The following is a 24,612-nucleotide window of genomic DNA, read 5'->3' on the forward strand; positions in this document are numbered from 1 at the left end:
TAATTTCAATTTGAATCGATATTACTATGACCACTCGTCAAAACAGAAACTTTGCTGTCGAAATTCAGTCAGCCTATTTATCTCTTTGGCTCATCCTAATTATCATGTTCAAACCATACTGGGCATTCATCCTCGCCATGATCATGGCAACATTTGCAACAATCATTGGCATATGGAAACATCAGGGAGCATCCATCAGTAGCGAATATCATAACTACTTTGGATTAGGACTAATTATTGCCCCGATCGCACTTTTTTTACTATCAAATGGAAAGCTTTGGCAAGACATTGGATTTTCGTGGTTAGCGATCGGACTGATTTTGTTGGGAGCTCAAGGATATTGGAGCTATCGTGACCGACCTTGGTTTGCACCGCCCCGCAACAATTGTGACGGGGACTGTTATGGCTGGTTTTCCTTTGAGAATCCATTGATGCTCAAAGAGCTACTGCTAGTCGGCGCGATCGCTATGGCGATCGGCATCCTTCTCAAAATTATCCGCGATAAACTATTGAAGAATAGAGAAAAACAATAAACCCAGTAAGGGTTTGAAAAGCACAAAATGTCTACGCAATTACGTGCTTTGGTATAAAGACTAGCTCTATTATTTTGCAAACATTTATGTGCAAACCCAAAGAGAGAGTTGCGGCGCAATTCTCTCTTTGGGTTTATGTCTTAATTTGAGAGACGAAACCTATACTTTCATCAACTATGCCATCAACAATAAAATCAGTGATTAGCTTAGCCGTAATCGGTGCAAAGAGAATCCCATTGCGATAGTGACCAGTCGCCAAAACTAGATTTTCATAATCACTTGCTCCTAAAAGTGGAACTTCATTGGGAGCATGGGGACGAAATCCCCACCATGTTTCGGTGATAGGCATATTCGCGATCGCAGGATATATAGAAATAGCTCTGTTTAATAACTGCGCAATCCCTGCGGCAGTATTGCCCTGCGCGAAGCCATTATCCTCAACTGTTGCACCAATCACAATCGTTCCATCTTGGCGCGGCACGATATAGCAACTTGGAGCATAAATTACCTTTTGTAATTTGCGATCATCATCGAATACCGAAAGCATTTGTCCTTTGATCGGCTTAATCGGCAAAGGCATCAGAGAGCGAGTCCATGCACCTGTTGCTAGAACATAGCGATCGCTTTGCAATTTACCAGCACTAGTATCGAGATGCGTCACCCGAGAGCGATCGCGTCCAATCTGGTAGACTGTTGTTCCTTCTAAAATCTTGATCGAAAGCGATCGCGCTGCTGTTAGTAAGGCTTGCGTGAGTTTGCGGTTATTTACTTGTCCATCTTCAGGCAACCAGAGAGAGCCTAAAATAGATTGCCCTAAACCCGATAGCCTCTGATGAGATTCTTCGCGACTAATATATTTGGGATGTCCAGATATAACTTGGCGATCGCTTTCTTCTAAAACTGGCGCTAACATCCCACAACACCAATAGCCGCAGTCTTGCCCAGACAACCGCATCAAATTTGCTATCCATTGCGGATACATTTCACGGCTACGGATGCCAAAATCTAATAGTTCACCTTCTAGTCGCTCTGCTTCGGGTGCTAGCATTCCCGCCGCCGCCCATGTTGCAGCATGTCCACACAGATCTCGCTCAACTATAGTGACATTTGCCCCTTTTTGAGAAAGGGCGATCGCTGTTGATAAGCCGATAATGCCACCACCAATTACTAAAACATCAGTCATTCTATTTCGCTCAATTCAGAATAATTGATCTAAAAATGTTGCGGTGGGAGTAGCCCACCGCAACATTTTTAGATTTTGATAAAAGTATTGCGAAGCATTACTTTTATCAAAAATTTGGGGTTTACTACAGCGCAGAGCGCTATATTTCACAACGAGTTGCCACTACAGCATAAAACGGATCGTTGCTAGCCATGCCTAACATCGCTAAAAAAGGAGAACTAGGAGTTACATTTGCTACTAGTTCAGGACGGGTGAAGCCTTTTGGAACCGCTCCAAAATACTTAAACACCAATTTGGTGCGATCGCCTTCTTCCCCATCTCGCCATGCTTGAATTGCCTTCTGATAAAACATCCGATTTGAGAAGCTAATAATCGCAATGCCACCAACTTTTAGAACGCGATGAATTTCCGCAAATACAGCTTCTGGATATTGCAAATACTGCACTGAGACTGTATTTAACACTGCGTCAAAAGAGCGATCGGCAAAGGGTAATAATTGCTGTTTATTGAGGTTTTGGACAAAGTAATGATCTAGACGAGGGTTTCGAGCCAACTCTTCAGCATTCAGTCCATGTCCCTCTATATGAGCAAATTCCATTTCTTCGGGCAGATGTGACACCCAGCTACTCATCAAATCGAGAATGCGTGTATTTGGTTGTAAGCGCTGACGATAAAGCTCTGTAAGTTGCTGAATAAAGCGATCATCTACATGGGTGACAAAGCGCGGATAGTCATAGAACAGCGCATCATCTGAGTTATCAAGTTTTGTACGTTGTTCTGAAGCAAGTAGCATAGGTAGTTATAGCAAGAGATACCAATCCAATCATACTCAAATTTTTGGTGACGCTAAAGAAGTGGGATAGGCAGTGCTTCGCACTGCCTATCCCACTTCTTTATAAATATTAAGCTTTATTAAGTTTTTAATGATAGTAATTCTCAACAAAGAATTTTCTAGTAGCATAAGCAAAGAAAATTTATTGCAAGTAATTCCTATTAGTTGCAACTCAAACCGCAAATTTTTTGGTAACTTACTGTTGATCTAATTAGCTATGCAAATCTCTGAAAATCCGAACGTTAAATCTGATTGGTGGGCTGGGAATGCCCGTTTTGCAGATCTCTCAGGTCTTTTTATCGTGGCTCATGTTGCTCAAGCAGCATTAATTGCTTTTTGGGCTGGTGCTTTTACCCTGTATGAAATCTCATGGTATAGAGCAGATTTGCCTATGGGTAGCCAAGGCTTAATTTTACTGCCACATCTTGCTTCTTTAGGTATTGGTGTTGGCGAAGGTGGAGCTATTATTGATAGTTATTCCTATTTTGTAATTGGTTCACTCCACCTGATCTCATCCGCAGTTTTGGCGGCGGGAGCATTGTTTCACCTCACTAAAACTCCAGCTAGTCTCAAAGAGCTAAAAGGCTTTGCCAAAAATTTCCACTTTGAATGGACTGACTCGCGCAAATTAGGAATCATCTTGGGCCATCATTTGCTGTTCTTAGGAGCAGGAGCACTATTGCTTGCCGCAAAAGCGATGTACTTTGGTGGGCTTTATGACTCGACTATTCATGCTGTCCGAGTTGTGACAGCACCAACTCTCGATCCATTGGTGATCTATGGCTATCAAACCCATTTTGCAAGCGTGAATAGCTTAGAAGATCTAGTTGGTGGTCATATCTATGTAGGAATTATGCTTTTAGCTGGTGGCATTTGGCATATCGTAGTGCCTCCTTTGGCTTGGGCAAAGAAAGTCTTGATTTTCTCTAGTGAAGCAATTCTCTCTTATTCATTAGGTGGCATCGCACTAGCTGGTTTTGTCGCTTCCTATTTCTGTGCTGTTAATACTCTTGCCTATCCAGTGGAATTTTATGGTGAAATCCTGCAAGTAAAGCTCAGTGTCATGCCTTTCTATGCTGACACAGTAACATTACCCTTCGGAGCGCATACTCCCCGCTGCTGGCTTGCTAATGCTCATTTCATCTTGGCATTCTTGTTCTTGCAAGGACATTTGTATCACGCACTGAAAGCGATCGGCTTTGATTTTAGTAGTGTTAGTCGCGCTCTAAATATGGCGAATGCGGAATAAAGCCCTATATTTCTGTTGAAAAACCATTTAGGAATTACTTTCTGTGGCTAAAAGCCCTCAGAGATCCCCCTCAATCCCCCTTAAAAAGGGGGAAGAATTTAATTCTCCCCCCTTTTTAAGGGGAGCTGGGGGGATCTAGACAATTCTTAAATAGTTTCTAAAGATTTAGCAAAGCCAAACCTTTAACAGAAATATGGCTTTCTCAAAAAATATTAGAGAACAAAATTATGGCGATGTTTCTTGGCAGTTTATTGACGATCGCATCAATAACTTATTTGGCAAACTTTTGGCTGCTGATGGCACTGATACATAAATAAAAGAGGTTTAATTAATGAATTCCACATTAGTCAAATTAGCTGATAACCATTTGTCAATTCCACTTGCACCACCAAGAGTTTTACATCTGCTCAATCATGGACTCAAAAGCTATTACTTCAAGCGTTACGAGTATATTCCGCTTCGCAGTGATGTGTTGTGGCGCATTAAAACTGGGATTGTGCGGACGATGACTTGGGATGAAGACGGCAACCAGATTATCTTGGGACTATGGAATGAAGGCGATATTGTTGGCAGCCTCATGTCAACTCTCGATCCTTACCAGATTCAATGTTTAAATGATGTTGAGATGGAAATCTTGCCATCGATTTTATGGGAACAGGCTTCTAGCGCAATTATTGACCATTGTCAGCAAACGCAACAGTTATTGAATATTGCTCATTGCCGCACTACTGATGTCAAACTCAAGAAGTTTCTCATTTGGTTGTCTAGAAAGTTTGGGAAACCTTGCGATCGCGGTATGACTATTTGCCTTAAGCTCACCCATCAAGATATTGCCGATACAATTGGTTCGACCAGAGTAACCATGACGCGATCGCTCAATCAACTGCGACTACAAGGTTTACTCAGTTGGAAAAATCATTATTTAACGTTGCATCAAAATTTCCCTGAAAGGTCATTTTCGTCTTTGCAGGAATCCCCTATTTAAGTTCTCAACATTTGCTCATTATTCTAAACAAGGAAAAATACAACTATGGCTAAGATTGGACTGTTTTTTGGTACTCAGACTGGAAATACTGAGAGTGCGGCTGAAGAAATTCAGAAAGCATTTGGTGCTGGGCTTGTGGATTTACATGATGTCGCCAAAGCCGATACTAGTGATTTTGAAGGCTATGATTGCCTAATCGTTGGTTGTCCGACTTGGAATATCGGTGAATTGCAATCAGACTGGGAAGGTTTGTACGCTGAACTTGATGATGTTGATTTTTCTGGGAAGAAAGTTGCTTATTTCGGGTGTGGTGATCAGATTGGCTATTCGGATAACTTCTTAGATGCGATCGGTATTCTCGAAGAAAAGATCACAGAACGTGGAGGCAAGACCATTGGTTATTGGTCAACGGAAGGTTATGAATTTGATGAATCCAAAGCAGTACGCAATGGTAAATTTGTTGGGTTGGCTCTAGATGATACTAATCAATCGGAGTTGACTGAACAAAGATTGAAAAAGTGGGTAGCGCTGTTGAGGTCTGAGTTTGGTGTCTAACTTGAATGCTATAAACTTGAGAGCCTTTGTTCCTGCCAAAGATTTCAATCTCTCCAAGTCATTTTATCTAGACCTTGGATTTGAAATATTTTATGAAGATGCGGAACTAGCTGTCTTTAATGTTGGTAATACAGGTGTAGGCTTTTTCTTACAGAATTTTTATGTAAAGGAACTTGCCGAAAACCTAATGATGCATTTGTTGGTCGAAGATGTTGATAGTTGGTGGGCTGAATTCCAAAGCCGCAACATTGCTGAAAAGTATAAGGTGAGAGTTATTCCACCAAAACAGCAGGAATGGAAAATGCGCGACTTTGTTGTTTTTGATCCCTCAGGTGTTTTATGGAGGATTGCCGAGAATTCTCAATAATATTTTTTCACCTAGCGCATATAAGTAGCTATACACAGCTAAATGTAGGATGGCGTTAGTGCAACGTAACGCATCAATTAGGTGGAAATGATATGGGTTAAGCTATCGCTAACTTATCCTACGCTTAATTTCAGCAACTTACTTAGCAAAAGTTAGGATTAGATTTATTCAGGTTGATTTGATTGATGACAGTTCAGAAATTTAAATTTAATCATTTGCTTTTGCGCGATCGCTTCCTGCCAACTTTAGTTTTGCTAACGATGGGACTACTGCTAACGATGGCAATTTCGCTATGCCAAGGAGCCGTCCCGCTTAGCTGGAATGATCTCTGGCAAGCGCTCTGGCATCAAGGCGAATCAATTAATCAAACGATTATTTGGGAACTGCGATTACCGCGCATTATTGCGGCGATGGTAGTCGGTGCGGCGCTAGGAATGTCGGGCGCATTGTTGCAAGGAATGCTGCGCAATGGACTTGCCGATCCCTTTGTATTGGGCATTTCCGCAGGTGCTGGACTAGTGGCGATCGCAATGATTACTCTAGGTGTAGTGCAGACTTTGGTTCCTGTGGGTGCATGGCTAGGTGCGATCGCTACCGCAATACTCGTTTATACCCTTGGCTACTTAGGTGGTGGACTATCGGTCGAGCGCTTGATTTTGGCGGGTGTGGCGATTAGTTCCATGTTTGGGGCAATTCAGACAACATTGCTATTACTCGCTGATGATGGCAGGATTCAGTCGGCGCTAAATTGGTTGATCGGCAGTCTCAATGGTCGCGGATGGGCTGAAGTGAATAATGTTGGGCCATATGTGGGCATGGCACTAATTGCTGGTTGCTTATTAGCGCGTCCACTCAATTTGCTCAATCTCGGCGACGATATGGCTTCAGGTTTAGGAACTTCCCTTGTGCGATCGCGTTTAGCGATCGGGGCAGTGGCGAGTTTACTAGCAGCAAGCGCTGTCAGTATGGCGGGACTAATTGGCTTTGTCGGCTTGGTTGTGCCGCATGGTGTGCGCTTGCTAGTAGGTTCTGATTACCGATGGATTTTGCCATGTTCGGCGATCGGTGGTGCATGGGTGCTAACACTTGCAGATTTGCTATCGCGATTAGGAACGGTGGAATTGCCTGTGGGCGCAGTTACAGCGTTGCTGGGTTCGCCGCTATTTATTTGGTTACTCTATCGTCGCGGTAAGAGAGGTTAGAGATGGATAATTATGATCTTTCTGATGCATTGTTAGAATCAAAACATCTCTTTGGTGGCTATAGCAAACAGTCGATTGTAAAGGATGTGTCGCTATCTTTGCATAAAGGAGAATGGCTAAGCCTAGTCGGAGCAAATGGTTCAGGTAAATCAACATTATTACGATTATTTAGCCGTATCCTCACGCCTCAAACTGGCGCAGTTTTACTTGATGGCAAAGCGATTCATCAACAATCTGCACAATCGGTAGCGCGGCAGTTGGCGATTTTGCCACAGCAACAAGTTGTTCCATCAGGGTTAACGGTGCGACAACTGGTTAGCCTCGGACGTACACCTCATCAACCTTGGTGGCAATGGGATCTCAGTTTAGAGGATCGCGAAATGGTCGAGACTGCGATCGCGCAAACCCAGTTAACCGAATTTAGCGATCGCCCTGTAGAGCAGCTTTCGGGTGGTGAGAGGCAAAGGGCTTTTTTAGCTTTGACCTTAGCTCAAGATCCACAAGTTCTATTGCTCGATGAACCGACTACATTTTTGGATTTGCATCATCAGTTAGAGCTATTGGAACTATTGAAAATGCTCAATCACGAGCGTCAATTGTCGATTGTTACGGTGCTGCATGATATTAATCTGGCGGTGCGTTATAGCGATCGCATTGCCATGCTGAAGAAAGGAGAAGTTGTCGCGATCGGTACTCCCGATCAATCAATCACGCCTGAAAATCTACGTCAAGTTTTTGATGTGGAAGCAATGACAATCATTACTCCTGTAGGTTTACAGATTTGCTTGCTGTCGCCATCACATACTTTAGTCAGGAGTCGCGATCCTACCAAATAAGCTTTCAAAGCTATCAAAAAAGGGCAAGCGCCAACTTGCCCTCAATTTATCGACATCAAATCGACATCAAACATCATATGAAATTTCATCACATTCTGCTTAAGAATGCCGTATTCTTATTGCTTAGTATTCCGATATTATTTTTGTTCTCAGAATTAGCGATCGCTGAAAATATTTCTCATGAGAAAGAAAATCCTAGTGAAGACAAGGGGCTGAAGCCCCTTGACCTAAAAATCGCCCAAGCTTCTCCCGTCCAAGTTACCAATGTTCAAATCAATCTTAGTGATGCAAGACTAGAGATTATTTTGGAAACCGCAGAAGGGCGATCGCTTCAGATTGACACCAATAACTTCAGGATTGAAGGAAATAATCTGGTTGCAGATATTCCCAATGCTGTGCTGGCGATTCCTGATATGCAGGAATTTAGCGCCGCTGATCCTACTGCTGAAATCAGCAAAATCAACATTACTCAACTTGATGCAAATACCTTGCGGGTCAATGTGTTTGGTAATGGCAAGCCACCCACCCAAGAAGTTTCGTTGATAACTCAAGGACAGCTTTTTAGCCTCAATCGTGATGGTGAACCTGAAGAAGAAATTACGGTCACAGGTACAAGAACTGCTAGACCAACAAGGCTAACCCCTGGGTCAATCGCAGTTATTGATGCTGACAAAATCGATCAAAATCTATCTCAGGATTTGCGCGATGTCTTCCGTTACGAACCAAACGTCTCGGTTGGGAATAATCGCCGCTATGGATTGCAAGATATCAATATTCGGGGCTTGGGCGGCAACCGTGTTTTGATTCTCAATGACGGTATTCGACTTCCTGCTCAGTTTTCTTTTGGAACATCTTCCCTTGGGCGCGATTACGTCGATATTGAAAGCTTACAACGGGTTGAAGTAGTGCGGGGACCAGCTTCAGCTCTTTATGGAAGTGACGCTTTGGGCGGCGTGGTTAGCTTCCGTACTATAGATCCCGAAGATTTACTTAAAAAGCGCCCCGATCAATCAGTGGTGACTAGCCTCTCGACCAATGTGGAAACCACCGATCGCAGTTTTACAAATACCGCCGCGATCGCATTCCGTGACGGTAATTTTGAAGGCTTACTCGGTTACACTCGCCGCGATGGAGCCGAAGCAAGGGTTCCTACAGGCAACGAGTTTGTTGATAGCCGCAGTAATGCTCGTAACAACTGGCTCGGTAAATTAGTCTATCGCATAGATGCAACTAGCAAAATTGGTTTCGCTGCGGAAATCTTCCGTAATCGCGATAACTTTAAAGTTGCGCCAATTACTGTGGCGGGATTGCAATCACCAACTGGATTTCGAGGTCAGGATGAGACTTTAGATAATAATGTCTCCCGCGATCGCTTTAGTATCTCCTATGATTTCAACGATCCCAATAGCACCAGCTTTTTGACCGCAGCCAAAGCCCAGATCTACTATCAAAACTCCAATGTTGAAGAAATTCGTACTCAGGATTTTGTCAGAACTGGTGCAGGCGTAGATCGTCGTCGTTTGCGTAATCTCACTAATACTTTTAGCGATCGCCTTCTTGGAGGTGAAGTAGAATTCCAAAGTCGTTTTAAAATCAATGAGATTCCTAATACTCTGACCTATGGAATTGATATTTCTACTACTCGCAACGAGCGCATTCGTAACGGTACTGAAAATCGGTTTAATGCCGCAGGAGCAAATATTCTCACTACTAATGTGGTTGGCTCGGATAATTTCCCTGTCAAGGACTTTCCTGATTCTGACACCTTCCGTTTAGGTGTTTATGTCCAAAATGCAATTGATTTTAGTGACACCTTCACATTGATTGCAGGGCTAAGATTCGATTCCTATCAACTCAAGACTAAAATCGATGAACTCTATCTGCGAAATTCCCCTAGCGCTACGGCAGCGGACTTTAATGACTCGGCAATTTCACCCAGCCTTGGCTTTGTCTGGCAAACCTCGCCCGAATGGACATTGACTGGTCGCTATGCGAAAGGATTTCGCACACCTTTGTATAGTGAAATTAATTCTGGATTTACTAATCTCACCAGCCCCACTTTCCGTTATCAAACTCTATCAAATCCAAACCTAAAACCTGAGACCAGTGATACTTTTGAGATTGGAGTTAGAGCTAACTATCCTCAGTTCAACTTCAATCTCACAGGTTTTTACAACAGTTATAGTAACTTCATTGAATCCTTTGCGAGTGCGGGAGTTGCATCAGTTAACGGGATTCCAAATGTGAGTCTATTCCAAACTCAGAATGTGGCGAAGGCAAGTACCTATGGAATTGAATTGGGTAGTGAGTATCGCTTTAGTCCTACTAATGATGGATTCAGCCTGATTGCTGCTCTGGGGCTAACGGTTGGTGAGAATCAAACTACCAATCAACCTTTGGAAACTGTCGATCCGATTAAGTTGGTAACGGGCTTGCGCTATCGTGCCCCTGAGAGTATTTGGGGAGCCGACCTGATCGCTACCTTTGCAGGTCAACCTAGACTTGCGAGTAATCGACCAGCTAATTCCTACACACCACAAGGCTATACAGTCGTTGACTTGACTGGGTTCTACAAAATCACTCCGCAGCTAACTCTGAATATGGGAATTTTCAATCTATTTAATAGCCAATATTTCCTTTATTCCGATGTGCGCCCTCTGATTACTGCTCCTGCCCCAACAGATCTTGCTAGATTTGCTCAAACAGGAATTAGTCTTAGGGCTGGATTGACCTTTGTTTTTTAAAAGTATTTCAATCCTCAAAATGGCATTGCCATTTTGAGGATTGGAATAAACGACGCAAACACCACTTTTTATATCAATTAGGAGAATCGCAAAATGACCGTACAATTTCGACATATCATGCTGATGGTAAAAGACGTTCCTGCCGCCGCACAGTTCTACAGTTCAGGGTTAGGTTTAGAAATCACTAAACTGAGTCCCAACATGGCAGAACTTGATGCTAATGGAACAAAAATCATTATGCATGGAGTAGAAGAGGAACCAACAACTGGAGGTTCACCAATTCTCAGCTTTCATGTCGATGATTTGCTTGAGGCGATCGCAACTTTAGAAGCTCTCGGTGGCAAGCTAGAAGGGCGCATTCGCGAACCTTTTTTTGGGAAGGTTGCCGCGGTTCGCAGCCCCGAAGGACATTTGCTCAGCTTATTGCAACCAACGATAATTAAGTAACTCATGTTACGCAGAATTTACAGAGACCCTAACCCCTAGCCCCTCTCCCAAAAAGCTACCGTGTACACACAAGTCGGACTTACCCCCTTTAATTCCCCCTTGTAAAGGGGGAAGACTAGAAATCTTGTTCCCTCCCCTTTGCAAGGGGAGGGTTAGGGTGGGGTAATTTCTTTGATTTCACGCACAAACTGACTTGTGTGTACACCGTAGCCCAAAAAGGGAGAGGGGGGGAAGAAAAACTGAAAACCGCCTCTTGCTCCCCTTCTCCCTCCTTGGTAGAAGGGGTTGGGGGATGAGGACAGATTTTCTATCAGCGTAAGGTGAGTTAGATAATTTATAGAGGAAATTGAAAGTGATAAACCTATGAAAAACATGACCTTTGAAGCCGCGATCGCCTACACCGAGACTTTACGAGTACGAAAAGATTTAGAAGCCTCACAACTAAAATCAGAAGTTGAGGCACTTGTTAAAACCTCAAATGGAGCGAGAGGATTTTTTGTAAGCTTTTTGACAGGCACATGGGAATTAGCCGATAACCCTAGTCCTGCAATTATTCAGGCCTTGCAAGCTGAACCCAACGCGATCGCGGAATTACTGGTAAAAAATCTTGCCATGTCAACTGCCATGGCACTCACTCATCAACGCAATGGCAAAACCGAAGAAGCCCATGATTCCGAACTCGTGGCTAAACGCACTGCGATGTTAATTAAAAAAGTCGATCTGCCTGAAGTTCGCACAATTTCCGCCCAAATGTTGAACTCAGCCATCTCCAACAAAGGCGAATACGCCGATTTCTTTCAAAAGTGGGGCTACGATTTAGAACAAAAGCAAGCGATCGCAAATGTCCTAAGTTATAGCAATTGCTGATTAAAAGAACCACAATAAATTTTTTAAAAGTGTTGCAAAGTAACACTTTTAAAAAATTATTGGTTCGCACTTAAGCGCAAAGCGCTGTAATAACCCTTATATTAAGCAAAGATGATTTATCAAGTATTTCAATTCATGCGATCACTAAGAAATTGGGTGATTATCCTTATAGTCGCTATATTTACTGTTTCCTGTACTCCTACAGTTCCTTTTCAATCTCCATCTCCACCTGCTGTTAATAGTTCCCAAGCAAAATCTCCCGAAGTTAATCCAGCTAAAGCTTCTAAGGTCGTAGCATTGACTTCGCTTTCAGCAGATATTATCTATCGATTAGATAAGACTAAATTAGTGGGCATCCCTGGGAGTCGCTTACTCAGAGAGAATGCCGAGATGTCTAAGCTACCTCAAGTTAGCGAAGGACAAACGCCTCCGAATTTAGAGAAAATCATTGCCCTCAAGCCTGATTTAGTAATCGGCGCAACGGGTTTTCATGATCAAGTTCTTGCTAAGTTGAAGGAGCTAGGCATTAAGACGATGACCTCTAGCATTACCAGTTGGCAATCATTAGAGGAATTAACCGTTGCGATCGCTACCGAAATCCAAGCCGATCCCACAGCCCTAATTAAGTCCTATCAAACTCTCATCTCGACTAAAGCCACTAAACCAGAATCAACGCTCGTCTTAGTAAGTGCTCAACCAATTCTTGCGCCGAATAAAAATAGTTGGGCAGGAGATTTACTGACTAAGTTCCAAATTGAAAATGCGGCGGCTGAACTGCAAGGTCAAAGCCCTCAAAGAGGCTATATCACTCTCTCTGCTGAGAAAATCTTGGAGACAAATCCCAAAGTGTTGATTTTGGTCGATTTTGGGGATGGTGCAATCAATAAGCTCAAGGAAGCCCCCTTCTGGAATAAGCTCGATGCTGTCAAGGGCGATCGCGTCTATACACTTGGTTACTACGGTTTAGTAAACCCTGGCAGTCTTGATGCGATCGCTAAGGCATGTAAACAACTGCAAGCAATCATCAGCACTTAGACAGTCTCACTAACTTGTTGTCGAATGGGAATCTGAATCAAGAATTCAGCTCCTTGCCCGAGCACAGAAACACACTTGAGATGTCCCCGATGCTTTTCTGTGATGATTTGATAACTAATGGACATCCCCATCCCAGTTCCCTTTCCGACAGCCTTAGTAGTAAAGAACGGATCAAAAATCCGTTGTTGAATTTGTTCAGGAATTCCGATTCCATTATCAGCGATCGCAATTTCTACAAACTCATTATCTAACAGTGATGTACGAATCGTAATTTGCCCTGATTTAGATTGTTTTTGGGCATAGTTTTTTTCATCCCCAGTCTTTTTGAGTGCATTTTCTTCAAGCGCATCGAGAGCATTTGACAAAATATTCATCACCACTTGATTTAGTTGCCCTGGGTAACATTCAATTTCGGGTAGAACACTGTAGTCTTTAATGATCTTAATCTCTAGGACATCGGCTTTTGCTTTGAGCCGATGCCCCAAAATCAAGAGAGTACTATCAATCCCTTCGTGAATATCAACGGCTTTAAAATCAGCTTCATCAAGGCGAGAGAAGTTGCGTAATGACAACACGATCTTGCGAATGCGATCGGTGCCGATTTTCATCGAATTCAGAGTTTTGGGAAGATCTTCCTGCAAAAATTCTAAATCAATATCCTCCACCATGGCTTGAATCTCAGGCGATGTATTCGGGTTTTGCTGCTGATAAAGTTGAATCAGATTCATTAAATCCTGAATGTAATCGACTACATGACTCAGATTGCCGTGGATAAAATTGACAGGATTATTGATCTCATGGGCAACCCCAGCTACCATCTCTCCCAAACTTGACATTTTTTCAGCCTGCACAAGTTTCGTTTGAGCCTGTTGCAAATCCATCAATGTCAGTTCAACCTGTTCTCTAGACTCAGTGATAGCCGCTATTTGAGGCAAGCTCGTCCAACAGGCGATCGCCACTGCTACAAACGCCACCGTCACTAATAAAATGCTAAACAACGCCACATGTTGCCCCTCAGTCCCCTGAGCTAAACCTGCCCGCATCCACCAACCAATACTCAACGCACTGCACACCAATCCAATTAAGATCATCACCTGAAAAACCAACCAATCTGCCTTGACGTTCTGGGGGCGTTGGCGATAACGTTGCATCCAGCCATCGGGATGGAACAGAGGCAATTTCAGGCGCGGTAATTGAGTAGCAACCATTCCAATTAACCAAGGGAGCAGTAAGCCAATCCCCAAGTCTTGCCAACCCCAAGCTAAACCACCTACGACCAAAACAACCGCTTCAAGACCCAAAAAGCCTAATGACCACAATTGCCATCGAGTTTCTTCTCGCCTCCGACTGATCCACTCACCCAAATGAATTGCCATCATCGAGGTCAGATAGCCAGTACCAGTTACCATCACAACCCGTGCGACATCGCCCCACACCAAACAAATTAGACTCAGTACGAGAGTAAAAATCAAACTGGGCTCAATAACGCCCCGACGAGATAGAACCGCAAAAACGGGCGGTAAGTAACCATCTTTGGCTAACTGATACAAAATTCGAGGACAGTTGGATACAGCCGTTGAAGAGCTAAGTAGACATCCTGACGTAATCAGAAAGGTGACAAGGAGGGGGGCGAATGCACCCCAAAATGGTGTGGTTGCGGCGGCTAGATTGAGATAGGCGCTATCCCCTAAATCTGGACTTGTAGCTAACCGCATTAAAACCCATGAGCCACCGAGATAGACGATCGGAATCATGCCAGCCGTCACCTGCAAGCACCTTAGAGTAAAATTGGGTTGGCGGCTATCAGCTACAAATGAAGAGGCTGTTTCGCAGCCATAAACCGCATAGACAGCGATGAAAAACCATTTCATCCAATCGATCAAAGAAATACCTACTCCGAAATCAGGCAGTATCCCAGGGCTAGTGGGAGCAAAACTCAACCAACCAATACCTTGTAGACAAAATGTGAGAATAAACCCGATCGCGGGAAACACAAAGAAATAGTGCAGAATACCTAAGGTACGAGTTCCACTAAAGGCGACGATGAAGGGCAGGACTGTAAACCCGATCCTGAGAAGAGTTGCTGGACAGGTAATGCCCAGTGGAGTCAGATTTGCCTTGATTAAATCGGTCAGAATAATCGCATTCATAGGCGGAACCGATACCCAACCCAGCAGATAGCCGATTGCCCCATAGCGAGCCAAGTGTGGGAATTTGTGAAGCAAGCGAGTCATATAGTTGGGAGTGCCACCAGCAACATCAGGGAAATAGCTCCCTAAACGCTTAACTTGGAGATTGAGCATCATACCAACGATGGTTCCCGGCAACCACACCCAGATCGCCTGTGGTCCCAGAGCCGCATGCATGGCTGGAGCCGTCCCTAGCCATAACAATAACCCACTAAATCCAAATCCACATGTTTCTGGTGAAGTTAGAGTTTTGGGCAATGGGGAAATTGCGAATGGTTGTTGACTCATAACTTATTTGGCGCAGAGAAATATTTTCAGATTACATGCAGTGGTAATCAGATTAAGGCAAGAAGTAAATAATAATCCATTAGAATTAATTTTGGGTAATCCTAGAAAGGTAAGGATGTGCGGCGCGAAGCATATCCCACCTATATAAATCCTTTCCTTTTCAGGACTACCCTATTTTGGGGACAAAAAAGCGGAAACCGAAGTTCCCGCCAATGCTGTTTGAGTCTGATGTTAAATATTGGACATAGCAACGGTTTAAATCACGTTAAGTTCTGTGTCGTCTCGAATCAACAGCCTTCTGGTCCACAGAAACTACTTCCATATAGCACCTCTGCATCACTGATATAAGCAATACCCGCAAAATCAAGGAAATAGGTCACGGCAACCTTATCCGCAATCTTCTGAGCTATAAGACGATCAGCTGTGAGTACCTCAAACTTTATATTTGTACTCATGTCATGATGACCAGGCTCTTGTGAAGAGCGCACGTTGCGGCTGCCTTTACCGCCAGTTTCTATCACCGTGTAACCAGTCGCTTCCGAATCTTCGATGATATGGGCAATCTTTTTCAGGAGAATCTTTTCTGTGATGATGACAAGCTTTTTTGCTGGTTTAGCCATGTTGTTTACCTATTTTGTTTATTAATCTAATGAGTATGTTAGGGTGGGGCATCGATGATAAAATTCGACCCCTATCTTGAATTACTTACCAGCAAGCGATAGTGCCTGAGCCATCCCAATGAAGAGCGGAATACACAAGCCGATCGCAACTGGTGTACCGATGGCTGTGGAAGCGCCAATATAGGCGGAAGGATTAGCCGACGGGATACCAGCTCGCAATGTGGGAGGACCTGAAATATCTGAGCTAGAGGAGGCGATGACTGCCAAGACCACAACACCACCCCAGCTGAAACCAGTGGTATAGTGGGCGATCGCACCTAAACCGAAAGCGAGCAGCCCATGCACAAACGGGGCAATCACACTATAAACGACGTACCATTGAGCCACCTTACGCAGTTCGCCAATTCTTGACCAAGCCTCCATACCCATGACCAGCATCAATATCGAAAGCAAGCCACGGAATGCTGGGTCGTAGAAGCTTTTATAAACGCTTTCTGGCTGGGTGAATATGCCAAGAGCCAAGCCCAGCAACATTGCTGATAGAGCAGATCCTTGGAGGCTTTCCTTGATGATCGGCCAAATCTTGACGCGATTAACCGTATTGCTCTGTTGGTTGAGATACTCCTGACGAGTGTTGGGTAACTCTTTTTGTTCAGGCTGCTCACTTAATGAAGTCTGAGCAGTAGAAAGAGCTGCTGCTTTAAGTTTCTTATTGTTGAGATAAATATTGGCTACAACGATTGCAGTTACGAGCGCGGGGATATCCATGAAGGGATAAAGTGCCCCTGCCCATGCCTCGTATGAGACTTTTTGTTCTTCAAGTAGTGTCAGGGCGGCTGCCATGGTAGAGCCACTCACTGCACCAAACAATCCACCTGTCGCGATCGCATCTACGGTTTTGACCTTCGGCAGCTTAGCCAATGTATAGCGTGCGATGAATACAACAAGAATACCCACTATTACAGCAAACACCACTGGCAAAATCATCTCCGTCAGGTTAGAATTGCGGATCGCAATACCACCAGTCAGACCGATTTTGATGAGCAGCATGAAGACAATAATGGTAACAATCGACTCAGGAATTACCAACTCGCTACCGAGAGCGGCAATAATCATGCCACCAATCAAAAAACCGAGTGTTGGGGATTGCAACTGCTTAACGAAGTCCATTAAAAATAAGGACCAAAAATCCACGAATGCCTCCTTGTGTTTCCTCTTACGAGGAATATTGAACTAAATGAACTTTAAAGAGTTAAAAAAATTAATAGTGAAAAGCTTGTCACTTCGAGCAAAGGTATTGCATTAGAACCTTTAGAAATGACTTAAGAACATTCTTATTTCAAACTTTGGAAATATAAACTACTTTTATTTTTTTACTTTTATTTTTTCTAACTGTACGCTACTGTGAGTGCCAGTACATATTGAATACTGAATAGAATACTTATTGTTTACATATGATTTTCTCTATGCTTTTTGGGTTACTTGAGCAACGTTTTTAGGTCACTTGAGACGTAAGTCAAGGGGGAGATTGGATAGCTAACAAAATCAAATTTGATAATCTCTCTCCCTAATCAATGCGCTATTGGATGCGTTACGTTGCATAACGCATCCAATAAATAAATTTTTACTTTCTTAAAAATGTAACTAGTCTTACTAGAGACAGATAACCGAAACCGTAATAATGTGAAGTCTAGGTTTCTTGGATCACCCCTAACCATAATACAAAGGAAAATAGCCTATGTTCTCGATCGCAGCGATCGCCAATCATATATCTGGATTGCACATACCGCAGCCTCTACTTGCCACCGCCGAGTCAGAAAATGCTCCAGTTATTTTGTCAGGTGTATTACTCACCCTCATTTTCATTTACATCGCCAGTAAAGTTGGTAGTGAAATTGCTAAGCGGTTAGATTTACCTCCTGTTTTGGGAGAATTAGTCGCTGGTGTAATTATTGGTGTATCTGCATTGCGCTTAGTCATCTTTCCTGAAGGGGGGGTTGTTGCTTCTGACTCTTTGATCATGTCGGGCTTGCAGTTGCTCAACAATCTATCACCTGAAGCCGTTAACAGCATATTTGCGGAACAAAGTGAAGTTATTTCCGTAATCGCTGAATTGGGCGTAATTGTACTTCTCTTTGAGATTGGTTTAGAGTCTGATTTACGCCAACTCAAGGAAGTCGGTATTCAAGCTTTTGTAGTCGCATTTATCGGTGTAACTGCTCCATTTGCGGCTGGAACTCTTGGACTAATGTATTTCTTCCATGTTGCCGCGATTCCTGCCATTTTTGCAGGAGCCGCACTCACTGCAACCAGTATCGGCATTACCTCTAAGGTTTTGGCAGAAATCGGTCAGCTAAAATCCAAAGAAGGACAAATCATAGTTGGAGCAGCCGTCATCGATGATGTATTAGGGATAATCGTTTTGGCTGTGGTAGCGAGTTTGGCGAAAACAGGTGAAGTCGATATTACCAACGTCGCTATTCTCTTAGTTAGCGCGATCGCCTTCTTGTTCGGAGCAATCTTGTTAGGTGGTTTCTTTAACAAAAGTTTTGTTGCGATAGTTGATAAGCTCCAAACTCGCGGCAATATCGTCATTCCAGCTTTTATCTTTGCCTATGTGATGGCATTTATCGGCAATGCGATCCATTTAGAAGCAATCTTAGGAGCATTCGCCGCAGGATTAGTACTTGATGAAACCGATGCTCGTAAGGAGTTAGATGAACTGATTAAACCTGTTGCCGATTTACTTGTACCAGTGTTCTTTGTAACTGTCGGTGCGAGAGCCGATCTTAGTGTTCTCAATCCAATGATTCCCGAAAATCGCAGTGGCTTATTAATCGCGGTATTTATGCTCGCCGTAGCAATCATCGGCAAAGTCATCACAGGTTGGGTGGTATTTGGCATCCCCAATATCAATCGCTTAGCGATCGGCGTGGGCATGGTTCCCCGTGGTGAAGTTGGACTTGTATTTGCTGGAATTGGCACGGCTAGCGGTGCGATCGACAAACCTTTAGAAGTTGCCATTATCATTATGGTGATCATGACTACTTTCCTCGCTCCTCCATTTTTGAGAATTGCCTTTGGCAAGACTGAAGAACCACCAGCAAGTGCAGAATTAGCATAAAAGAAAGGCGGCTCAACGAGCCGCCTTTCTTTTATCTAACCCTTGTTGTACTTCGCAATAGCTGCCGATCGCATATTTCTATACTCATGGCAGGCTCCAGACAAGCAAACCCCTGACAAACAATCGCGATCGCATCAGGATTCGGTAAATGTTTATCAAGGCGTAACATCACCGCAGGCAGATATTGGCGGTTGAGACATTCATATTGAGTAGGAAGAGTACGCACAAGGGTGTGATTGCGGAACCAGTCAAAGGCAACTAATAGACTAGGACAAGCCACGGGACTATTCGTAATCACATGACCAAAGCGTTTGAGAGCTAATTCTGCGCGATCAAGATACTCTAATTTTTCCGTCAGGCTTGCAATGCGAACTAGATTCGCGATCGCGATTCCATTGGGTGAAGGCGTAGCATTATCTTGATAGTTACGCTCACGCAACAGCAAATGCTGGCTGGATTCGCTAGTAGTGTTGAAATAGCCACCCGATAGAGCATCCCAGAAGTCACGATCAAATTCAGCTTGAATTGCGATCGCCTGTTGCAAATAAAAATTTGCTTCCTCAGGAATGGCTTGATGCAAATCTAGAAGCGCTTTGATTAAGAAAGCATAGTCTTCTGATTGCGCCGCCACCTCCGCTTGACCTTCATAATTAATCCGTTGTAACCGCCCTTCGATCCATTGGTTTTCGAGAATGAACTTAGCGGCATTAACTGCGAGTTGTTTATAGATGGGCTTTTGGAAAGCACAATAGGCATTCGCCAAACCTGATATCATCAGAGCATTCCACGACGTTATTGCCTTGGTATCGGTCACAGGCGGTACGCGCCCTTCCCAATCAATTTCGCGAATATCAGCTTGGCTACGAGCAACAGGAAACGCATCAGTCGGACGTGAATATTCACCATAACGGAGGCGAAATAATTTCGTTAAACAAGCTTCAACTTCTGGTGATAGTTCACCCTGCTTTTTACGTTGCAAAACATTGGTTCCTTCAAAGTTACCAGTTTCGGAAATCGTAAATTCTTGAACTAGCAAGGCAATTTCCGTCGCACTAAAATTCTTTTTGAGTTCCGTATAGCTCCAGACCCAAAACTTACCTTCTCTTCCTTCACTATCCGCATCTTGCGAAGCATAGAAGCACCCTTCTTCTGTAAGCATTTCACGCTGGAGCCATGTGGCAGTGAGTTCACAGCTACGGGCGATCGCAGGTTCTTGCAGCCCCGACATCCAGAGATTAGCTAGATATTCCATGATCAAGCCGTTGTCATAGAGCATCTTCTCAAAGTGGGGTACTGTCCAAGTATGATCGACTGTATAGCGATGCCATCCCCCCGCCACATGGTCAAAGATGCCGCCAAGAGCCAAGGATAAACCGCGTTGTTGTACTTTATCTTTGAGAATATTGTCACTAGATTCAGGATTTAGAGATTCAAAACGACTCGCTCTCAACAAAAAATTGGCATATGGTATCATCGGGAAACAAGTTCCATAATCGCGATTGGTGACAACTTCTGCACATTTAGCAATTCCATTTGTCAATACTTCATCATTAATAATCGGTACGGGTGTATGTTTATTAACTTGATGCAGATTACGAACTATTTGCTCTTTATAATCTTGAATATCTTGATTGCGATCGTGATAGATTTCTAGAATCGATTGCAACACTCGTAAAAATCCTGGCCGTCCATAGCGTGGCTCGATGGGGAAGTATGTCCCGCCATAAAATGGAACCAAATCATCAGGTGCTAGAAACAAGTTCAGGGGCCAGCCACCACTTTCGCCCATGATCTGTACAGCTTGCATATAGATGCTGTCAAGGTCAGGACGCTCCTCCCGATCAACCTTAATTGCCACAAGGCGATCGTTCATGTAGTCCGCAATTACTGTGTCCGAAAAAGCCTCATGCTCCATCACCGTGCACCAATGGCAGCTAGAGTAACCAATTGACAAAAAGATTGGCTTGTTTTCAGTTCTCGCTTTTTCTAAAGCTTCATCGCCCCAAGGATACCAATCAATCGGGTTATCAGCATGTTTACGGAGATAGAGACTTTGCGATTGTGCGAGACGATTGGGCATAGGGCAAAATTTGACTTTGCGAAAATGGGTAAAGGTAATGTAAATAGTCTAACTCTTTGTTTCACAATTATTTCCACGCAAAACAACGTAAACCCCAAAAAGCGAGTGGCGGTGCGAAGCACCGCCACTCGCTTTTGAACGAATAAACTATAGTTTCTATAGTTTGTATGGACATCACAATTGTCGCGATTACCGTTTACAGAAATTTTCGATCAAACGAACCACAATAAATTTTTTAAAAGTGTTGCTTTTCAACACTTTTAAAAAATTAAAAATTTATTGATTTGGGCTTGAGCACAAAGCATTGTATGTCTTATGCTACACAGTTGTTTGCTGACTAATCCAATCTTTGAGATTATTTGGTACAGTGGTGAAATGCACATAAATCGGTTTAGTCTGTCGTGATGGCGATACATGTTCTAAAACCGTTTGACTAGGTTTCTGATGCTTAAGAACCTTGGCATAGATTTCACCTTCAATCTCTAGCTGTTGGTCTTGGTCATAAATTTGGAGATGGAGTTTGAGATTAGTTAACACAGGAACGTCCTGATCAGAGAAAATCTCCGCCCCATCAGGAGATAACTGCCGTAGCTCGCCCTCAAACATTTCTGTGCCTAGATGCTTCTCCTCTAAAATGCGATAGGTGATTGGAATCGGAGTTGGCAACAATTGCAAAGAATCACTGAGAGAAGGAAGTTCTAGATTGTATATGCCACCAAGACCACAAATATCGTAGATAGAAATTGGATGTGATACGCCTTTAGGCTCTACTTCCATAGAGCCATTGGTCTTAGCGATGTCTTCAATTTCCTTGTAAGTGGCTTCCGATATTAAAATTTGTCCACCCACAGTATATGATTCAATCCGCGCTGTGAGATTCACATGATTGCCAACCACAGCATATTTAGCGCGAGATTGAGAACCGATATTACCAGCTACGACTTCACCTGTATTAATGCCGATTCCCATCGCGATTTCAGGAAGTTGCTGTTGAGCGAGTTTCTCGTTCACCGATCGCATGGCTAATTGCATAGCGATCGCACTAGCCACTGCCCTCGCCGCATCATCTTCACGATAGATCGGCGCACCAAATAGCACCAAAATCGCATCGCCAATAAATTCATCAATCGTGCCTTGATAAGTTGCGATCGCCTCGGTCATTGTGCCAAGAAAAATATTGAGAATTTCCACAACTTTTTCGGGCGGCATCTTTTCGGAAATTGTGGAAAAGCCGCGCAGGTCACACATGAGAATAGTGACTTTGCGGCGATCTCCCCCTAGCTTTAGACCCTCAGGCGTTTCTAATAAACTTTTAACTACGGCATCGGTTAAATAGCGGCTAAAGTAAGTGCGAATTTGCGCCGCTGTAATTGCTAGATAGCTAGTAACGATTACCCCACCACCAATAAACGCGATCGCCGCAGGGACAAAGGGTATCCACCAGCCATAGGTTAAAGCGATAAAGCAAGATGCAAATAGACTCCCCGCTAAGACTAATATGCTCAGCGATCGCATTATTAGCAACTGAATTTTTTGCTCCTTTACCTTTACATTACGCCATTGCCAAATCAAGGCCGAACCAGATAGCGACCAACCAAAAATCCATAGCCATTCCCAATACTCTTCCCATGATTGGATCGCAGCTCGACCGTCAAGAGTGCTACTCAGGATGTGACTCACTATCTGAGCATGAACTTCTATTCCTGCGGTCAAAATTCTTGTACTGCCAAGTCCACCATCGAGAGGAGTGAAAAACCAATCCCTAATACTTACAGCAGTTACCCCAATCATCACGATGCGATCGCGGAATAAATCTGGTGCTATTTTCCCCTCCAATACATCCGCCATTCTTACAGTCTGAAAACCTTGAAGCGATCGACGGTAATTAATTATAAATTGATGTCCTCCCACGTCAATTCGATTATAACCACCATCATTAGCTCTTAACTTTGGAGGCTTTAGAGCTTGCTCAATTTGTTCAAGGGGAATAGTTTTTTCCTCATCCAGATAGAGTAAGGCTAGTTGCAACCCAAAACTAAGCCCTGCTTTGCCATCGGGTAAACTTAACGATAGTAAACCGCGACGAAGACGACCATCTCCATCATGAACAAGATTGATTGCACCAATTTGATCGAGTTGGGCAAGCGCAGGCGGAGGTTTAATATCTGAAACCGAAAAATTTGATGTAACTAAATCAGATGTTTTGTAAGCTCCTATCAAATTAGGAGTGGTCTTAAATAGTTTTTCTAATTGTGGATAGCCAGCATTATCTGTCTTGTCTCGAACCAGATCTAAGCCGATCGCACGCGGTTTTTGTTGTCGGACTTTATCTAACAACTTAGTCAATAAAGCGTCATCAATTGGCCATTGGTATTGGCGTATATCAGCTTCATCAATACCAATAATCACGATCCGACGATCTGTGGGTTCAGGAGATCGCCATCGAAAAAACTGATCGAGCATGGCTAATTCAAGCGATTCAAGTGCCCCAATTAGCCGTAACCCGATCACCAATAGGGAAATTGTCGGCGCAGCGATCGCAATCCCGCGCCATTTCCACAAACTGTTTTTTAATCGAGATCTAATCGCCATTATCAAGTAAATATTTGCTCCAAAACAATAGGACGCGCGTCGCTCATCCTATCTCCAAAGTCGCTAATAGCTATTCTGTTTAAGTGGTGAAATGTTTTCAGAACTTGTCTCGGCACTCTTCAAAAACGAATGTGGCAGAACCCGATTTAGCTTAGCTGACTTAAGCAATTCGTTCCATTCACTGACAATCTCAGCCTTTTTAGGCGTACCTTGCAGCGCTTCAGCCAAAGTTTGTACGGTTTCATACCAGATGCCCTCTTGAGCAAACAAGGCTGCGCGATCTAAAGGTAGTGAAACTTCTTTAAGTTGCCTAACTAAATTCTGATTCGGTAAAACCCTCCGAATGGAACCAATTACCTTGACATCATTGTCGGTATCCATAAATTCCCATACATAGTTTTGATCAATCTTTAGGCTTTGCACATGATCAGGAATCTTGAAAGCAAGGATACCTGCTTTGCTTTTAAGTTCAAAATTCGTCAAATAGATTCGTTTACCCTTTTCCAACATACTATCTGCTTCATGCAGAGTAAAGATTACTTTGCCGTCAACCTTTGGGATCAAGAAATAAATTGTTGGACGTGCCGAAATCGTCTGGGGGACTGGAGCAGTTTCTGCTACTAAATCTGGTACTAGTCCAATTAGGCAATCTATAGTTGAACCAACACAACCAGCACTCCGAGTAGCACCTGGGGTTGAAACTATGGGAGTACCAAGATTACTAGGTGGGGTATAGCGGACTCTACGTGACTGGGCTTGAGCTGAAGGGGTAAAAAGACTCAAAGACAAGGGCAAAGCCACTGTACTTAAAGCTAAACAAGAGAAAGCCGATGCAATTAAAATCTTTTTTGATGCAAATTTGGGTAAAAACATGATGCGATCGC

The 24,612-nt window shown here is 43.5% G+C and carries 20 protein-coding genes; 12 read left to right on the forward strand and 8 right to left on the reverse strand.

Going from position 1 to position 24,612, the window contains the following annotated elements:
- The first annotated feature begins 26 nt into the window (after window positions 1-26).
- A complete protein-coding gene (locus CQ839_RS01355; RefSeq protein WP_103666478.1) occupies window positions 27-533 on the forward strand; it encodes a hypothetical protein in 507 nt (168 codons plus the stop codon).
- 133 nt (window positions 534-666) lie between these two features.
- On the opposite strand, the gene thiO is transcribed toward CQ839_RS01355, so the two are convergent.
- Window positions 667-1,716, reverse strand: a complete 1,050-nt coding sequence (gene thiO, locus CQ839_RS01360) for a glycine oxidase ThiO (protein WP_103666479.1) — start codon at window positions 1,714-1,716, stop codon at window positions 667-669.
- Between the two features lie 139 nt (window positions 1,717-1,855).
- Window positions 1,856-2,509: a class I SAM-dependent methyltransferase gene (locus tag CQ839_RS01365; RefSeq protein ID WP_103666480.1), complete on the reverse strand. Its 654-nt coding sequence runs from the start codon at window positions 2,507-2,509 to the stop codon at window positions 1,856-1,858.
- Window positions 2,510-2,765: 256 nt separating this feature from the next.
- On the opposite strand from CQ839_RS01365, the gene CQ839_RS01370 reads away from it, so the two are divergent.
- The 10 genes from CQ839_RS01370 (at window position 2,766) to CQ839_RS01415 (ending at window position 12,835) form a co-directional block, all read left to right on the forward strand.
- Window positions 2,766-3,797 (forward strand): chlorophyll a/b binding light-harvesting protein, encoded by a 1,032-nt coding sequence (locus CQ839_RS01370; protein ID WP_103666481.1) that lies wholly within the window; start codon window positions 2,766-2,768, stop codon window positions 3,795-3,797.
- A 331-nt stretch (window positions 3,798-4,128) separates the two neighbouring features.
- Window positions 4,129-4,782: a Crp/Fnr family transcriptional regulator gene (locus CQ839_RS01375; protein ID WP_103666482.1), complete on the forward strand. Its 654-nt coding sequence runs from the start codon at window positions 4,129-4,131 to the stop codon at window positions 4,780-4,782.
- 45 nt (window positions 4,783-4,827) lie between these two features.
- Window positions 4,828-5,337: a flavodoxin FldA gene (gene fldA, locus CQ839_RS01380; protein ID WP_103666483.1), complete on the forward strand. Its 510-nt coding sequence runs from the start codon at window positions 4,828-4,830 to the stop codon at window positions 5,335-5,337.
- Window positions 5,330-5,704: a VOC family protein gene (locus tag CQ839_RS01385; protein ID WP_103666484.1), complete on the forward strand. Its 375-nt coding sequence runs from the start codon at window positions 5,330-5,332 to the stop codon at window positions 5,702-5,704. The genes fldA and CQ839_RS01385 overlap by 8 nt, the downstream gene beginning before the upstream one ends.
- Window positions 5,705-5,964: 260 nt before the next feature.
- The gene (locus tag CQ839_RS01390; RefSeq protein ID WP_103666692.1) at window positions 5,965-6,906 is read left to right on the forward strand and encodes an iron ABC transporter permease; all 942 of its coding nucleotides are present in this window, start codon (window positions 5,965-5,967) and stop codon (window positions 6,904-6,906) included.
- A gap of 2 nt (window positions 6,907-6,908) precedes the next feature.
- A complete protein-coding gene (locus CQ839_RS01395; RefSeq protein ID WP_103666485.1) occupies window positions 6,909-7,742 on the forward strand; it encodes an ABC transporter ATP-binding protein in 834 nt (277 codons plus the stop codon).
- A 77-nt stretch (window positions 7,743-7,819) separates the two neighbouring features.
- Entirely contained in the window at window positions 7,820-10,486 is a 2,667-nt protein-coding gene (locus CQ839_RS01400; protein ID WP_103666693.1) for a TonB-dependent hemoglobin/transferrin/lactoferrin family receptor, read from the forward strand.
- Between the two features lie 93 nt (window positions 10,487-10,579).
- On the forward strand, window positions 10,580-10,933 hold the full coding sequence (locus tag CQ839_RS01405; protein WP_103666486.1) for a VOC family protein: 354 nt from the start codon (window positions 10,580-10,582) through the stop codon (window positions 10,931-10,933).
- Window positions 10,934-11,305: 372 nt separating this feature from the next.
- On the forward strand, window positions 11,306-11,800 hold the full coding sequence (locus tag CQ839_RS01410; protein WP_103666487.1) for a hypothetical protein: 495 nt from the start codon (window positions 11,306-11,308) through the stop codon (window positions 11,798-11,800).
- 111 nt (window positions 11,801-11,911) lie between these two features.
- A complete protein-coding gene (locus CQ839_RS01415; RefSeq protein ID WP_258040591.1) occupies window positions 11,912-12,835 on the forward strand; it encodes an ABC transporter substrate-binding protein in 924 nt (307 codons plus the stop codon).
- Here CQ839_RS01415 and CQ839_RS01420 read toward each other — a convergent pair.
- From CQ839_RS01420 to CQ839_RS01430, 3 genes are all read right to left on the reverse strand, one after another.
- Window positions 12,832-15,312, reverse strand: a complete 2,481-nt coding sequence (locus CQ839_RS01420; RefSeq protein ID WP_103666488.1) for an ATP-binding protein — start codon at window positions 15,310-15,312, stop codon at window positions 12,832-12,834. The genes CQ839_RS01415 and CQ839_RS01420 overlap by 4 nt on opposite strands.
- A 287-nt stretch (window positions 15,313-15,599) precedes the next feature.
- Window positions 15,600-15,932 (reverse strand): P-II family nitrogen regulator, encoded by a 333-nt coding sequence (locus CQ839_RS01425; protein WP_094536034.1) that lies wholly within the window; start codon window positions 15,930-15,932, stop codon window positions 15,600-15,602.
- 81 nt (window positions 15,933-16,013) lie between these two features.
- A complete protein-coding gene (locus tag CQ839_RS01430; protein ID WP_103666489.1) occupies window positions 16,014-17,126 on the reverse strand; it encodes a sodium-dependent bicarbonate transport family permease in 1,113 nt (370 codons plus the stop codon).
- A gap of 544 nt (window positions 17,127-17,670) precedes the next feature.
- On the opposite strand from CQ839_RS01430, the gene CQ839_RS01435 reads away from it, so the two are divergent.
- Window positions 17,671-19,056, forward strand: a complete 1,386-nt coding sequence (locus tag CQ839_RS01435) for a cation:proton antiporter (RefSeq protein ID WP_103666490.1) — start codon at window positions 17,671-17,673, stop codon at window positions 19,054-19,056.
- A 31-nt stretch (window positions 19,057-19,087) separates the two neighbouring features.
- Here the strand turns inward: CQ839_RS01435 and CQ839_RS01440 are convergent, their stop codons facing one another.
- From CQ839_RS01440 to CQ839_RS01450, 3 genes are all read right to left on the reverse strand, one after another.
- Complete coding sequence (locus tag CQ839_RS01440; RefSeq protein ID WP_103666491.1) at window positions 19,088-21,136, reverse strand: thioredoxin domain-containing protein; 2,049 nt, start codon at window positions 21,134-21,136, stop codon at window positions 19,088-19,090.
- A 318-nt stretch (window positions 21,137-21,454) separates the two neighbouring features.
- Window positions 21,455-23,728 carry a CHASE2 domain-containing protein gene (locus CQ839_RS01445; RefSeq protein WP_103666492.1) on the reverse strand — a complete coding sequence of 758 codons (2,274 nt, stop codon included), beginning with the start codon at window positions 23,726-23,728 and terminating at the stop codon, window positions 21,455-21,457.
- A 63-nt stretch (window positions 23,729-23,791) separates the two neighbouring features.
- On the reverse strand, window positions 23,792-24,601 hold the full coding sequence (locus CQ839_RS01450) for a DUF928 domain-containing protein (RefSeq protein WP_103666493.1): 810 nt from the start codon (window positions 24,599-24,601) through the stop codon (window positions 23,792-23,794).
- Window positions 24,602-24,612 lie beyond the last annotated feature (11 nt).

It is taken from the genome of Pseudanabaena sp. BC1403, from assembly GCF_002914585.1.
Classification (GTDB): Bacteria; Cyanobacteriota; Cyanobacteriia; order Pseudanabaenales; family Pseudanabaenaceae; genus Pseudanabaena.